Origin of the sequence: Solwaraspora sp. WMMD791, assembly GCF_029581195.1 — a bacterium.
Taxonomy (GTDB): Bacteria; Actinomycetota; Actinomycetes; order Mycobacteriales; family Micromonosporaceae; genus Micromonospora_E.
Genome location: NZ_CP120737.1, coordinates 3,161,946 through 3,177,564, shown reverse-complemented (window position 1 = coordinate 3,177,564; position 15,619 = coordinate 3,161,946). Strand labels below are relative to the sequence as shown.

8 protein-coding genes are annotated in these 15,619 nt (G+C 67.9%); all 8 read left to right on the top strand.

All coding sequences use genetic code 11. The features are described 5' to 3' along the window. Positions 1–289: 289 nt before the first annotated feature. The 8 genes from O7623_RS13865 to O7623_RS13830 all read left to right on the top strand — a co-directional run bounded on the left by O7623_RS13865 (position 290) and on the right by O7623_RS13830 (position 15,472). Entirely contained in the window at positions 290–2,203 is a 1,914-nt protein-coding gene (locus O7623_RS13865; protein ID WP_282229035.1) for a DUF4082 domain-containing protein, read from the top strand. Positions 2,204–2,522: 319 nt separating this feature from the next. Continuing rightward, positions 2,523–3,680, top strand: a complete 1,158-nt coding sequence (locus O7623_RS13860) for a hypothetical protein (RefSeq protein WP_282229034.1) — start codon at positions 2,523–2,525, stop codon at positions 3,678–3,680. Positions 3,681–3,778: 98 nt separating this feature from the next. Beyond that, positions 3,779–5,053 (top strand): O-antigen ligase family protein, encoded by a 1,275-nt coding sequence (locus tag O7623_RS13855; protein ID WP_282229033.1) that lies wholly within the window; start codon positions 3,779–3,781, stop codon positions 5,051–5,053. Between the two features lie 407 nt (positions 5,054–5,460). Beyond that, positions 5,461–9,207 carry a DUF4082 domain-containing protein gene (locus O7623_RS13850; protein ID WP_282229032.1) on the top strand — a complete coding sequence of 1,249 codons (3,747 nt, stop codon included), beginning with the start codon at positions 5,461–5,463 and terminating at the stop codon, positions 9,205–9,207. Between the two features lie 183 nt (positions 9,208–9,390). After that, complete coding sequence (locus O7623_RS13845; RefSeq protein WP_282229031.1) at positions 9,391–11,580, top strand: glycosyltransferase; 2,190 nt, start codon at positions 9,391–9,393, stop codon at positions 11,578–11,580. Further along, complete coding sequence (locus O7623_RS13840; protein WP_282229030.1) at positions 11,573–13,108, top strand: oligosaccharide flippase family protein; 1,536 nt, start codon at positions 11,573–11,575, stop codon at positions 13,106–13,108. The genes O7623_RS13845 and O7623_RS13840 overlap by 8 nt, the downstream gene beginning before the upstream one ends. A 103-nt stretch (positions 13,109–13,211) precedes the next feature. Beyond that, positions 13,212–14,333: a glycosyltransferase family 2 protein gene (locus O7623_RS13835; protein ID WP_282229029.1), complete on the top strand. Its 1,122-nt coding sequence runs from the start codon at positions 13,212–13,214 to the stop codon at positions 14,331–14,333. After that, positions 14,330–15,472, top strand: coding sequence for a glycosyltransferase (locus O7623_RS13830; RefSeq protein WP_282229028.1), 1,143 nt, complete (start codon positions 14,330–14,332; stop codon positions 15,470–15,472). The genes O7623_RS13835 and O7623_RS13830 overlap by 4 nt, the downstream gene beginning before the upstream one ends. Positions 15,473–15,619 lie beyond the last annotated feature (147 nt).

Here is a 15,619-nt window from a genome sequence, read left to right as displayed (position 1 = left end):
GGGGGAGATCCACCAAACGCGATACCGACTACGGACCTTTGTCCCGAGAGGTGTACATCTCGTGGTGAGCAAGGATTCTTACGAGACGGACGGGGGGCGGGACGAATCGTTCCCGAAATCGTCCATGCACAGTTCGCCCGATTTACCCGGGTCGCCGCGCGCCCGTGGGGACGCGCGCCCGGCGCCGCGTCGGTCCCGTCGGCCGTCGCCTCGGCCCCGGCGCACCGCCGGGGCCGAGGCGACCGCGCGGCATGCGAGCACCAGCGGGTCCGGGCAGGGTCGTCGGCGAGTGCTACGGCGCCCTACCGGTCGCCGGGGCCGGCTGGCGCTGATCGGCGCGGTGGTACTCAGCTTCTTCGCTACCGCGACAGTGGTCACCGCCTCGGTCGCTGGCGAACAGGTGAACGGCTACACCTTCTTCGCTGACAGCGACGTGTCCAAGGTGGCGGTCGACCCGGACAGTAAACCGGTGGAGCTGGGACTACGGTTCACCTCGAGCGCCGACGGTACGATCACCTCGGTCCGGTTCCTCAAGGCCAAGGGCGACCGCAGCGCACACCGGGTCAGCGTCTGGAACGCGCGCGGCAAGCGTCTTGCGTCGGCAATCCCGACGAGGGAGTCCCGCTCCGGTTGGCAGCAGGTCACCCTGCCGAAGCCGGTCGATGTCGTCGCTGGCGAAATGTACGTGGTCTCGTATCACACCTCCCGTTACCGGGCGAGTCAGCAGTACTTCGCCCAGCCGATCAGCGCGGGTCCGTTGACTACCGTCGGCGCAGCCGGGGTCTATGCCTACGGGTCGGGCGGGTTTCCCGAGCAGACCTGGGAGGCGAGCAACTACTGGGTCGACCTGACGTTCCAGAAAGCACGCGGGCCTGGCCGCCCGGAGCCAGGCCCGAGCGCGTCTGCATCGCCGATCCCGACGCCCAGCGCCTCGCCGACTGTCGCTCCCACCGTCGCGCCGACGATCGCGCCGACAGTCGCGCCGCAACCGACCGCGACCGCTCCGACGCTGGACTTGCCCCGGGTCGGTTGGGAAGGTGGCCCCTCCTACTACGCGGCGTTCCCGCATGCCACGGCCTCCGGCTGGACGAACCCGTCGTTCTTCCCGATCGGCGTCTGGTACGAAGGCGTCTACACGCAGAGCGAGATCGACAAGGACCGGGAAGTTGGCCTCAACACCTACGTGATGCTGACCGACCAGTCTGATCTAGGACTGATCCGGCGTAACGGAATGACCGCGATGACCATGGGCAGCCGCAGCGGTCAGGGTGACGAGAGCATCGGGTGGATCCTGCAGGACGAGGTCGACATGTGGGGTGGTGCCGGCGATGGCACCTGGACCGGCAAGTATCCAGGTCAGGGTCATCCCTGCGTCACACCCAACAAGCACGACTGCGGCTTCGACGTCATGGACACGCTCACCGAACGGCTGCCGGACCGTACCCGGATGAGGTACACGAACTACGGCAAGGGCGTCATGTTCTGGCAGTCGGACGGCGACGCGGCCCGGTTCGTGAACAACTACACCGACATCATCTCCAACGACATCTACTGGTACACCGACCCGAACGTCTGCTACTCGTCCTCGGAGGGACCGAGCATGGGCGTCACGGCGGCCACCTGCCGGCGGGCGGCGAACTACGGGCTGACCATGGACCGGATGCGTGAACTCGACGCGATGGACGGCAAGCGGCAGCCGATCTACGCGTTCGTCGAGGTCGGCCACCCGTTCACCGAGAACGACGCACCGACCATCAACGGTGACCAGATCGCCGGTGCGGTGATGAACTCCCTCATCCACGAGGCACGGGGGATCCTCTACTTCAACCACAACTTCGGTGGCTCCTGTATCTCCCAGCACGTGTTGCGTGACACCTGTGGTCGGGCGGTGCGTCCGGCCGTCACCGAGCTCAACAAGCGGGTCACCGCGCTCGCCCCGGTACTGAACACCCAGTCGTACGAGTGGGAGTTCAACCCACGGCTGGACACGATGCTGAAGGCCTACGACGGCTCCTACTACGTCTTCGCCATGCTGGGCCGTGACGGCACCACCGGGCCTCAGCAGCTGAAACTGCCGCCAGGTCTGTCCGCGAGCAAGGCGGAGGTGCTGTTCGAGAACCGCACCGTCGCCATCGCGGACGGGGTGATCCAGGACGGATTTTCCCAAGAGTTCACTTACCACATCTACAAGATCACTCCCTGACGGAGAGTAGCGCCGGGCGGGCCCGGGCGGTGCTGTCAGCACCGCCCGGGCCCGCCGTTTCGGGTACCTGACGGTGGCCATCCGTCAACGGGATCGCGCCAGCTGTCGCGTTGACGACCCGACCGGCTCGGCTAGGGTCGTCATGCGGGCCTTTGTCGGAAGCTCGGGCACAAGCTGTGACATCGCGGCCTTGCGGATGCGGTCGGCACGCCGGGACACTGGACCCGGTCACGGCGTGCGCGCGGCGCGCGCACCTCCGTCTGGCTAGACACAGCCTGGTCATCTTGAGCCGCCCCTTGCCCGCCACGAGAGGACAGCAGTGGATTTTTGGGACCTCACCAAGCTGTTGTTTCGGCGGTGGTACATCGCCGCGCCGCTGTTGCTCCTCGCCGCAGCCAGTACCGGTGTCGTCGCCGTCACGATTCAGCCGGACTACGTGTCGACCAGCTACGTACAGCTGATCCCACCGACCGCGACAGCCGATCCGGAAGACCCGGACGCGGCCCCGGCACCGCGGAACCCATGGTTCGATCTTGGTTTGGGGTCGCTCAGCCGGGCCGCGATCATCACGGTGCAGGATCAGACGGTGCTGGACCAGTTGGAAGAGGACGGGTACAGCACCAACTTCACCATCGGGTTCGACACCCAGCTGCCGGTGATCACGTTCGAGGTGATCGGCGACACCGAACAGCAGGCGACCGAGACCACCGAGGAGCTGGTCCGGCGTTTCAGTGAGAGCGTCGCCGCGCTGCAGAGCGAGTACGGAGTGTCCGGCGACGAGTCGATCACCACCCGACGACTCGACCTGGGCGACAACCTCACCGAGTCGACGTCCAAGATCAAGCGGGCGCTTGTCGCCATCGCCGGTGCCGGCGTCCTGCTGAGCGCGGGTATCACCGTAGCGATCGACGCCTGGCTGCGCCGGCGTGCCCGCCGTAGGGCGATCGCGGCTGGTGAGATCGATCCGACCGAGGGTCCGGGCGGCGGGGTCGCTGATCGTTCGGCGTCGCGGACGGACACGACAGATGTCGCTGCCAGCGGCCGCCCGACACCGCTGCCGATGAACGGCCAGCGTGCCGAGAGCGCCGAGCCGGTCTCCGCGAAGAGTTGGCAGTCCGCTCACAGCCAGCCGGTAGGAGCGACGCCGCCCCAGACCACGGCGGCCGCAGGACCTGCGGAGAAACGTGGTGTCGGCCTCGCGACCGAGCTGCCTGGTGCTGCGGGCCTGAGTGGGCCGTTGCGGGCCGCGGACGGAGTTCCGGCAGCTGGCACCCCGGTCCCGGGACCACGCAAGGCCGGCAACGAGTACCGGTCGAACATGGGCGGCGCGGAGCCACAGACTGATCGCATCGATCGGACGCCGGCCACCGACGACACCGCGGTGATTGCGATCCAGTCGGATGACGCGACGATGGTGCTGCCCCGGGCGACCGGTGACCGCTGGGTCGCGAAGAGCAACGGGAGCAAGCCCCATTGACCGCTCCGGCGGTGCATCCGGCAGACTTTGAGCCGTCTCTGGTCGCTGACCGCACCTACATCACGCGGCGTCGGTTCACCCGGATCGATGCCGCGACGGTGATCAGCCTCATGATCGTCCTGCTGACACTGATCCCGGCCTGGCTGATCGTGCCCAACATGACCGACCTGGGGCGGCCGGCTCTGATCGTCGGCATGCTGCTGTTCGTCTGGTGGGTGGTGGCCCGGCTCAACCCCCGACTGGTGCTGCTCGGCCCCCAGCCGATGCGGTGGGCGGTGTTCGGCTATCTGATGTCGATGCTCGTTTCGTACCCGATCGGGCTGCTCCGAGGGCTGACCACGATCGAGGCGAACAGTGCCGACCGTGCGTTGTTGAGCGCCGCGGTGTTCGTCGGGGTGATCCTGATGGCTGCCGACGGGCTGCCGAACTGGGCCAGGATGAAGTCGGTGCTGCAGGTGTTCGTCTGGTGCTGCAGCATGATGGCGGTCATCGGGTTGCTGCAGTTCATTCTGTACATGGATGTTACCCAGTTCATCACGGTGCCTGGCCTGGAGGCGAAGGGCTGGGTGCCGGAGTTGGAGATCAGAGGCTCGGGCATCCGGGTGGCGAGCACCACCTCCCACTACATCGAATTCAGCACGATCATGGCGATCGCGTTGCCGTTTGCAATCCACTTCGCGGTCTTCTCCGACACCCGGCTACGTCGCCAGTTGTTCGCCGTGGCGGCGCTGTGTGTCGCGGCGGCCGTACCTGCGACGATGTCGCGGACCGGGTTCATCGGATTGGCGATCGTCATCCTGGTCATGCTACCCATCTGGGGCTGGCGGATGCGGTACAACCTACTGGCCCTTGGCACCTGCATGGTCGCTGCGATGATCGTGGCGAAACCGGCGGTGTGGAGCACGATCAACGGGATGTTCGCCGGTGCCGCCGACGATCCGAGCATCACGGCTCGAACCAAGCGGTACGAGATGGTGAACTACTACTTCGCGCAGCGCCCGTGGTTCGGTCGAGGGACCGGCACCTGGGTGTGGCCGCAGTATCAGTACCTCGACAACCAGTGGCTGGCGACCGCGTTGACCAACGGCCTGGTGGGTGTGGGCATGCTGGCCGCGCTGCACCTCACCGGGGTCGTTCTGGCGCTGATCGCGATGCGCCGGTCGACCACGTACGCCGACCGGCACCTCTGTGCCGCACTGGTCGCGGCACAGCTGGTTGGCATGTTCGTCGGGGTGACCTTTGACTCGTTCAGTTTCAGCAGTTATGTCATGGTCCTTTCGTTGATGCTCGGGCTTTGTGGCACTGTGTGGCGATTCACGCACCCGAAGCGGCAGGTTCGTACCTCGGCGCCATGGCTTGGTCGCGTGGGGTGACCGGTCGACCGTGGTCGGATCGAGGATGAGGCGCGACTGACCCGTTACGGGCCGTGTGTGCCTGCCCAATGGTGTGGTCGGATGTCCGAATGGCGGACCTGCCTTGGCCATGCCGCCTGCGTATCCGGGTGGAAGCACAATTGCGTCGATGCCGTTCGGCATGGCAGCGTTAGGGCAGTTGACTGGGGGGCGACTGGGAGCGGTCATAGGGTAGGCAGACTTGCTCGAGTATTCCAATATAGAGAAATATATATAGTTGACATGCCAGGGGAGGTCGGCCAGTGGGTGCCGATTGGCGTAGGCGAGCCCGCGTACCGTTGACCCGGATACGCGAGCGGCGCTTCGTACGTGGTTCGAGGCGATCACTGACGGCCTTCGTCGCCGTGGCGATCGTCGGCGGGACTCTGATGGGCATTCCGCCCGCCTCGGCGGCGGTCGGCCCGTGTGTCGCGCCGGTCAACCCGGTCGTCTGTGAGAACAGCAAGCCTGGGGTGCCAGCCTCGGTCTGGGACATCGACGGTGCCGGAGACCCCAGCATCCAGGGGTTTGCCACTGACATAAGTGCCAATCTGGGCGAACAGGTCGTCTTCAAGATCGACACAGATGCGGCGGACTACTCGATCAAGATCTATCGGCTCGGCTGGTACGACGGTGACGGAGCCCGTGAGTGGGCGACCGTCTCGCCGTCCGCTGCGTTGCCTCAACAACAGCCGGCGTGCGTCACCGATCCGACCACCGAGATCTTCGACTGCGGCAACTGGGCGCCTTCGGCCAGTTGGACGGTGCCCGGCGATGCTGTCTCCGGCGTCTTCATCGCGCGGCTGATCCGTTCGGACACCGGCGGTGAGAGCCACATTCCGTTCATCGTGCGGGACGATTCCAGCACCTCCGACCTGTTCTTCCAAACCTCCGACACGACCTGGCAGGCGTACAACAACTACGGTGGCTCCGACTTCTATGGCGGCGGTGCCAATGGTCGGGCGTACAAGGTCAGCTACAACCGCCCCTTCGCCACCCGTGGCGACAATTCCGGCCGTGACTTCCTCTTCAGCAACGAGTACCCAATGATCCGATTCCTCGAGCGGAACGGATACGACATCAGCTACACCACCGGCGTGGATTCCGACCGTCGTGGTGAGCTGATCAAGAACCACAAGGTATTCCTGTCGACCGGCCACGACGAGTACTGGTCGGGTGCCCAACGCGAACACGTCGAGGCCGCCCGTGAGCACGGGGTGAACCTCGCGTTCTTCAGTGGCAACGAGGTGTACTGGAAGACCCGCTGGGAGGAGAGCCAGGACGGCAACGGCACCCCGTACCGGACCCTTGTCTGCTACAAGGAGACCTGGGCCGGCGCCAAGATCGATCCTTCCGAGGAGTGGACCGGCACCTGGCGCGACCCTCAGTTCAGCCCGCCGAGTGACGGTGGCCGTCCAGAGAACGCTCTGACCGGTACGGCATACAAGGCCAACCACAACGACATGCCGATCGAGGTCCCCGCCGAACAGGGGCGCAACCGCTTCTGGCGGGGCACCGTCGCTGCCGGCCAGGCACCCGGCCAGGTGGCCACGCTGGCCGAGCACACGGTCGGCTACGAGTCGAACGAGGACCTCGACAACGGGTTCCGACCGGCCGGGTTGATCCGGCTGTCCACGAGTGTCGGATACACCCCTGAGTACCTGTTCGGCTTCGGTAACCCGCAGGAGACCGCCCCAGCGCAGACCACCCACCATGTGACCCTCTACCGGGCCGCCAGCGGCGCCCTGGTCTTCTCCGCCGGCACCATCCAGTGGGCCTGGGGTCTGGACGCCGAGCACGACGGCCGGCAGCCCCCCGCCGATTCGGCGATGCAGCAGGCCACGGTGAACCTCTTCGCCGACATGGGAGTGCAACCGGACACCCTGATGAGCGCTCTGACGCCCGCCGCGCCGTCAAGTGACGTTACGGCGCCGACGGCGGTGATCACCGCGCCGGCAGCCGGCACCACGGTGGCCCGTGGCACGCTCGTCACCGTCACCGGGACCGCGACCGACGTCGGTGGGCAGGTCGCCGGCATCGAGGTCTCAACCGACGGGGGCCAGCGCTGGCACCCGGCGGAAGGCACCGACACCTGGTCGTACGAGTTCCACGCCAGCGGCATCGGCACCCAGCAGGTGCTTGCCCGGGCCGTCGACGACAGTGTCAACCTAGGTGAGCCGACGGTTCCCCTGACGATCAACCTCACCGGCGAGCACACCCTGTTCGGTGACCTGGAGCCGACCACGCCCGTCGCCGGCAACGGTGACGCCTACGAGCTCGGTGTCCGGTTCACCCCGCAGGTCGATGGTCTGATCACCGGGATCCGTTTCTACAAGGGTGCCGGCAACGGCGGGACCCACCGCGGCCGGTTGTGGACGTCCACCGGCAGCCTGCTCGCCGACGGCACCTTCACCAACGAATCGGCCACCGGATGGCAGCAGCTACGGTTCACCTCCCCGGTGCAGGTCGCGGCCGGGGTCGACTACGTCGCCTCCTACCTGGCACCGCAGGGCCACTACCCGGCCGACCAGTACGCCTTCAGCGTCGACGACTGGCGGGCTGGCCCGTTGTCGGTGCCGAGGTCGGTGAGCGGACAGCGCAGCGGTCTGTTCAGCTTCGGGTCTGGCTTCCCGACCGAGTCGTACAACGACACCAACTACTACGTTGACGTCACGTTCGTGGTCAGCGCCGACGCGCCGCCGATCGCGACGTCGGTCAGCCCGCTACCAGACGCCACCGCTGCCCCGGTGTCGACGGTCGTCTCGGCGACCTTCTCCAAGGAGCTCGACCCGGAGTCGATCGAGTTCACTGTGGTGGACGAGGACGCGGTGGAGGTTGACGGAGCCGTCGGCTACGTTGCCGGCTCCCGGACGGCCTCGTTCACTCCGGCGTCGTCCCTGGCATCCACCACCGGGTACACCGCCACGGTGACGGCCACTGACGACCTGGGCAACCCCATGACCGCCCCGATGACCTGGTCGTTCCACACCGATCTGGACGGGTCCCTGGTCACGCTCTTCGCGTCGGACTCCGCTCCGCAGAACGTCTCGGTGGCGGACGGAAACGCCGTCGAGCTGGGTGTGAAATTCACCGCGACCGTCGACGGTGCGGTCGTCGGCATGCGGTTCTACCGGGGCCCGGCGAACAGCGGTTCGCACAGCGGGTCGCTCTGGGCGGCGGACGGTCAGTTGCTGGCCCGGCTGACCTTCGACGACCCCGGCGGCGTCGGCTGGCAGATCGGGATGTTCGACACTCCGGTGACGATCACGCCCGGGACGACCTACGTCGTGTCATACCACGCCTCCAACGGCTACTACTCGTCGACCGGCATGTACTTCAGTTCGGGACACACCAACGGCGTGCTGAGCGCGCCGAGTGGCAGCAACGGGGTGTACCGGTACGGCGGCAGCGGCTTCCCGAGCGATAGTTGGCAGTCGACGAACTACTGGGTCGACCCGATCTTCGCCCCCGGCCTCGGCGGCGAGGAGAACCCGGATCCCGATCCGACAGGCTCACCGTCGCCGAGCCCGAGTGACAGCCCGAGTCCGTCCCCGTCGACGGAGCCGAGCCCGAGTGGCAGCCCGAGTCCGACGTCAAGTCCGTCGCCGTCGCCGTCGCCGCAGCCGAGCCCGAGTCCGACGCCGGAGCCGAGTCCGACGTCGAGCGGGATGACGATCTTCGGTCCGTCGGCGGTTCCGGACTCCGCCAACTGGGCGGACCACAACGCGATCGAGGTCGGAGTTCGGTTCACTGCGGACACGGACGGCGTGGTCACAGGGGTGCGCTTCTTCAAGGGCTGGCAGAACGATGGCACCCATATCGGGACACTCTGGACTGCTGACGGTACGTTGCTGGCGACCGCTGAGTTCACCGACGAAACTCCGGACGGTTGGCAGACCGTGACGTTCAGCCAACCGGTTGCGATTGTCGCCGGATCGACTTATGTCGCCTCGTACTTCACCCCCGTAGGCTTCTACGCGGTCACCTTGAACACCTTCTCCGGGGTGGGGCTGGACCAGCCGCCGCTGCACGTGCCGGCCTCCGGTGCGGTCTACCGGTACGGCGGAGGCTTCCCCAGCGACACCTCGGTGCACAACTACTGGGTCGACGTGGTATTCGAGCCCGACGAGGAGTAACCCGGCACGTGCTCGACGGATCGAGCCGAAGGCGACGCCTTCGGCTCGATCCTTGAGCGTGCCCAGTGCCGGTCGCCCACGGAGACGCCGGCAGCCATGGAACCACTCCACGAAGCGATCGACTTCGACACGAAGGGGCCCACGACGGTGGAACAGGCTTCCCCACCTCGGGAAAAGCCGCGGATGGTCTTCTTCCGCATGCTGCAGCCGGAGCTACCGGGGTTCATCCAGCTGCACCTGCGGGAGCAAGTCGACTGTCTCGCGCAGTTCTTCGACGTGACGGTGGTCACCGACGAGTGCGACTACGGCGAGATCTGTGAGCGGTTCCAGCCGGATCTGACACTGTTCGAGTCCGGGGCCTATGCCGGCAAGCGGCGCATCACGGGCACCTCGGCCCACCCGCAGGTGCCCAAGCTCGGCTTCATCCACTCGGACGCCTACTGCCTGTCCCGGGCAGCCTCGCTGTCAGACATGGCGCAGTGGGGGGTGGAGAGCTTCGTCAGTATCTCGGTCGCGATGGCTGAATACACCCCCGACATCGCCGACGACATGTTCGTCTGGCCCAACTTCGTCGATCCGGGCCTCTACCGGGACTACGGCGAGTCGAAGATCGTCCCAGTGTTCTTCGCTGGCAGCCAGGCGATCCACTATCCATGGCGCAACCGGATCAACCGGACGGTCGCGGCGGCGTACCCGTCGTTGACCACTCCGCACGGCGGCTGGTTCAGCAACCGCAAGTCGGCCCGGATGATCTTCGGCGAGCGGTACGCCCGGATGCTCAACGCCGCGCAGGTCGTACCCACCTGCGGCACGATCGCCAAGGAAGTCGTTCGCAAGCACTTCGAGATCCCCGCTGCTCGATCCTGCCTGCTGACCGAACGCGCGGCGTCAGTCGAAGCCGCTGGGTTCGTCGACATGGTCAACTGTGTGGTCGCCGACGAGAACGACGTGCTCGACAAGCTCGACCACCTCTTCGAGCACCCTGAGGAGCTGGCCAGGATCACCGACGCCGGTCACCAGCTGGTGCACAGTCGGCACACTGCGGCCCAGCGCGACGAGATACTCCAGTGGTACACCTTGCGGCGAGCCCTGCGGCCCGGCCAACGGATCGTCCAGCGCCGCCCGTTCGCCCCGTTGGAGATCGCCGACGCGGGGACCACCGTCGCCCCGTTGGTTAGCGGTGGCCTCGACCGGGTGCTGCTCGCTCAGGGCGACGAGGCGGTGCGACAGGGGCGGTACGCCGACGCCGAGAACCTGTACCGGCGGTGTCTGAACTACCACTTCATGCCCGAGCCGGTGCTGCGGCTCGCGGTGTGCGCACTTGAGCAGGGGCGCCCGACCACCGCCATGGACTGGCTCAACCAGACGATCGAAGGCACCCTGCTCACCCATCGCGCGGCCGAGCCCGATCCGGTGGAGTGGGCGTACCTCGTCCGGGCACTGTTGTGTGCGGGACGGGTCGCCGACGGGGCCAATCGGGCCCGTCAGTACCCGGGGCTGCGGCATCCGGAGCTCGACCGGACCCGCGTCGTGGTGAGTCTGCTCGCCGGCAGCCCGGTCGAGGTCCACGAGCAGCCGGTACGGCGGTCCGTGCACCTGCTGCCGGAGCCGCCGTTGCCGGCCTGGATCACCGGCTTCGTCACGATGCTGGACCGCGCCGGCCAGGTCAGGCTCGCGGTTCGACTGCAGGAGTACGCCGCCACCGCCGGCCGGTTCGAACCGTCGGTGACTTCGACCGTCGCCGGCCCGGTAGGGCCGGTCACGGTCGGCCGACCCACCGAGATGCTGGCCAAGGGCCGGCTCCTGGGCCGCAAGGTGCAACGCCGGCTCGACTATGAGCTGAGCCGGCTCCGGTCCCGCAACCAGCCGTCCGATCCGCTGCTGCGGCGACTCGCCGAGCTGGCGGAGAAGGAGGACATCAGCTCGGCGTTGCTGCTCGACGAGACCTCGTCGGATCCGCAGACTGGCGCCGCCCGCGAAGCGCTGCTCGGCGGATTGCGGGCGAACCCCAACCGGCCGCTGATCGTCCAGGCTCCGCCGGACGGTCCGGCGACCGCCGAACGTGGCGACGACAGGAGCGCCGGACTGCTGCCCGAGCTCGCTGCCGCCTACGGGGTGGCCGCCTTCGACCTGCTCTGGATCGCTGATCCCGGCAGTGGGGCCGAGCCGCCGGCCGATCACATGGCCAACGCCAACTTCGTTGTCGTCAACTATCTCAACGGCGCGGCGGGATTCACGCTCTGCCGTCGACTGCTTGCCGACCCCCGGTACCTGCTGATCGACCATGACCCTGGCCACGAGCAGGGATACGCGATCTTCCGCAGCACGGCGTCGGCCCTGCGACGGCACCGGCTGGGAGGCAACGATGGCTGAGGCAACCACCCCGACCGCAGAGTTGGCGGGGCTCGGCGGCCGGGTCCGGCGGGCGCTGGCCTGGAGCGCGTTCAACAACATAGCCATCCGACTGGGCAGCTTCGGGGTGAGCATCATGCTCGCCCGACTGCTAGCGCCCAGCGAGTTCGGCGTCTACGCGGTGGCGCTGACCGTCCAGACGATCGTGGTGGCGTTCGCCGAACTCGGCTTGAGCGCTGACCTGATCCGCAAGGGCAACATCGCCGAGCGGGCCGGCACCGCCACCACCGTCGCCACCGCCAGCAGCGCTCTGCTCGCGGTCGCGATGTGCCTGCTCGCCGGACCGATCGCGATGGCCATGGGCAGCCCGGAGGCGACCTCCGTGGTTCAGGTGATGTCGGTGACGCTGATTCTCAGCGGCTTCTCGGTCGTGCCGTACGCGGTCCTGCAACGCGAGTTCCGCCAGTCCGCACAGATGTCCGTCGACGGGTTGAGCCTGGTGCTCAACGCGATCGTCACGGTCCTGCTGATCCTGCTCGGGTTCGGTGCGATGGCGTTGGCGATCGCCCGGGTGGTGTCCCAGGCGGGTGCCTGTGCCCTGCAGTTCCGGCTGGCCCGGGTCTGGCCCCGGTTCGGCTTCGACCGAACGATGGCGATCGGGCTGGTCAGGTTCGGCCTGCCGCTGGCTTCGGCGAACGTCGTCTCCTGGGCGGTGCTCACCGTCGACTACATGATTGTCGGCAGCGCGCTCGGCGCGGTCCTGCTCGGCTTCTACGTGATGGCCTTCAACATCTCCAGTTGGCCGATGGGTGCTCTCGGCGCAGCGGTCCGGGCGGTCGCCCTGCCGGCGTTCGCCCGGCTGACCGACCCGTCCCCACGGGCCGCCGCGCTGCACGCCGCGGTAGCGCTGAGTTGGAGTGGGGCGTTGCTGGCTGGGGTGCTGCTCTCCGGGCTGGCGACGGTGCTGATTCCGCTGGTGTACGGTGCCCGTTGGTTGCCGGCCGCCGCCGCGTTGGTGGGACTCGGCCTGTTCGGGGCGGTACGGGTGGTGACCGACCTGCTGAGTTCGTTCCTGATCGCGGTCGGTGCCCCCCGTACGGTGCTCTGGGCGCAGTTGTCGTGGCTGGTGGCGCTCGTTCCCGCGATGGTCGTCGGCGTGCGGTACTGGGGGATCGCCGGCGCGGGCTGGGCGCATCTGGTCGTCGCGCTGGTCGTGGTGCTGCCGTTGCATCTGGCGCTGGTCCGGCCGTACGCGGTACGGACCGGCGTGGTGCTGGGCCACCTGCTGGTCCCGGTGCTCGCGGTGCTCCCTGCAGCGGTCGTCGGCATCGGCGTCTCCGGTCTGTTCGACAACCGTCTCCTGGCGTTGCTCGTCGGCGGGATGCTCACCACTGTGCTGTTCGTCGCACCGCTGGCCAGGTGGCTGCCGCGCCGGTTCCGGGAGCTGCGAGGCAGTACTGCTGGGCCGCCGCCCGAATCAGCCGACCCCGACAACGGCGAACCGGTGCTGGTCGCCGGTCCGGCTGGTGCCGGGCACCGGACCTCGTGACCGGCATCGCGACCAGATAATCGTCCACCGTGTCCTGAACAAGCGTATCCACCCGGCGTCCGACGCGGTCCGTCGTCGGCGTCCACCGTGAAAGGCGACGAAAGTGAACAGCGACCGGAGCGCGCGGTCCCGGCGGCTGACCAGCAAGTCAGTCGTCATGGCACCGGTGCCGCAGCCCCCTGCCGAGCGGCGTACCGTTTCGGTGATCATCCCTTGCTATAACTACGGTCACTTCCTGCCGGAGAGCGTGCCGAGCGCGTTGTCGCAGGAGGGGGTCGACGTCGAGGTGATCATCGTCGACGATGCCTCCACCGACGACAGCGCCAGGGTCGCCGAGGAGTTCGTCCGGGCCGACCCGCGGGTCCGTCTGATCCGCCACCGAGACAACACCGGTCACGTCGTGGCGTTCAACGATGGGCTGGCCGAGGCGTCCGGCGCCTACATCCATCGGTTGGACGCCGACGATCTGCTCACCCCCGGGGCATTGGCGCGGGCCGTGGCGTTGTTCGAGGAGTTTCCCTCCGTCGGGCTGGTCTACGGCCATCCCCGACACTTCGTCACCTCGCCGCCACCGCCGGCGCAGTCCACCGTACGGTCCTGGACGGTCTGGTCCGGGGCAGACTGGATCGGTGAACGGTGCCGTCGGGGGGTCAACTGCATCACCACCCCGGAAGCTGTGGTCCGGGCGAGCGTCGTGAGCGAGATCGGACCGTTGAGTCTGCGACTGAAGTTCGCCCAGGACATGGAGTATTGGTTGCGGGTGGCGGCGGTGTCCGACGTCGGTCGCATCGACGGGCCCGATCAGGCCTGGCACCGTGACCACGCGGCGAGCATGAGCGTCACCACCGGCTCCGGCCAGTTGCTCGACCTGCAGGAGCGCCGGACGGTGTTCGACACCCTGTTCGACGGTCCTGGCGGGCAACTGGCACAGGCGACGGAGTTGCACCGTACAGCCCAGCGGGCGTTGGCGGGCGAGGCGTTGCAAATCGCGTCGCACGCCTACGACCGCGGCCGTACCGCCGACGTGGACGTGCCGAGTTTCGTGGATTTCGCCCGCGAGACCTGCGCCGACTACCAGCGCCTGCCGCAGTGGCGGGCGCTGCAGCGGCGCAGCCGGGTGGGTGCCCGGCTGGCGCCGATGCTGCCGCCGTTCGCCGCGAGCGTGGTGTGGCGCCGGGTGCAGCGGGAGGTCCGGTACCGCCGCTGGGTACGGGCCGGCGTATGAGTGCGGTGGACGACGGTCCGCTGCTGGTCGTCTGCGCGGGTACGCCGTGGGACGGGCCGGCTGGTTCGGACCGGCTGCTGACCACCGCGTTGACCCGGTACGCCCGGGTGCTCTGGGTCGACCCTCCGGTGTCTCTGGCGAACCCGGCGGCGGTGCGCCGGCTCCGGCCGGCTCCGGAGCTGGTGCCGGTGCATCCGCGGATCGTCCGGATGACGCCGTGGGTCGCTCCGTTGCACAGCCGGGCCGGCGTCCGGCGCGTCACGCCGCACCTGGTACGGCGGCAGATCGTCGCCGCGTTGCGCCGGCTGCGGGCGCAGCCGTACGCCGTGGTCGACTGCCGGCTCGGCCGGCTGCTCGGCGGTTGGGGCCCGGCGGTGCGCAACGTGTTGTACGGCACCGACGACTTCGTCGCCGGGGCGCAGCTGATGGGCCGACGGGTGGCCCAGGTCAAGGAGGAGGAGCGCGTGGCGCTCGCCCAGTCCGACCTGGTGCTGGCGGTCTCCACCACCTTGCAGCAGCGGTGGACCGCAATGGGGGCCACGGTCCTGCTGGTGCCGAACGGGGTGCAGACAGCGGCCTACCGGGATCTCGCCGCGGTCGAGCCGGCGGACGACGTCCGCCTGTCGCCGCCGATCGCCGGGGTGGTCGGCCACCTGTCCGCCCGCATCGACATCGAGATGCTGGAGGCGGTCGTCGACGCGGGCTGCGCGCTGCTGCTCGTGGGCCCGTACGACTCCCGGTGGGCCCCGGACCGGTTCCACCGGCTCTGCGCCCGGCCGGAGGTGCAATGGGTCGGTCCGCGTCCGTATGAGCAGATGCCGCGCTATCTGCGCCACCTGAACGTGGGTCTGACGCCGTACCAGGACAGCGCCTTCAACCGGGCGGCGTTCCCGCTCAAGACGCTGGAGTACCTCGGCGCCGGACTGCCGGCGGTGAGCACCGACCTGCCGGCGACCCGGTGGCTCGACACCGACCTGATCCGGATCACCAGCGATCGCGCCGAGTTCGGCCGGGCGGCCCGGGACCTGGCGGTGCACCCGGTCGATCCGCAGGCCGCCGCGCACCGGCGCGTGTTCGCCGAGCGGCACAGCTGGCCGGCGCGTGCCGAACTGGTGGCAGGTGCGCTCGGGCTGGCCTGACGCCGGCTCGCTGTGCGGATGAGGTTGTCGGTTACTGGACAACAGGCCGGTCATCACTGCCGGCTAATGTCCAAAACGGACAATTTGTCATGGTTTTTGCTGTTAGCATCTGGTGTGCATGGAGTGTCGCGATGATCGCCGTACGTT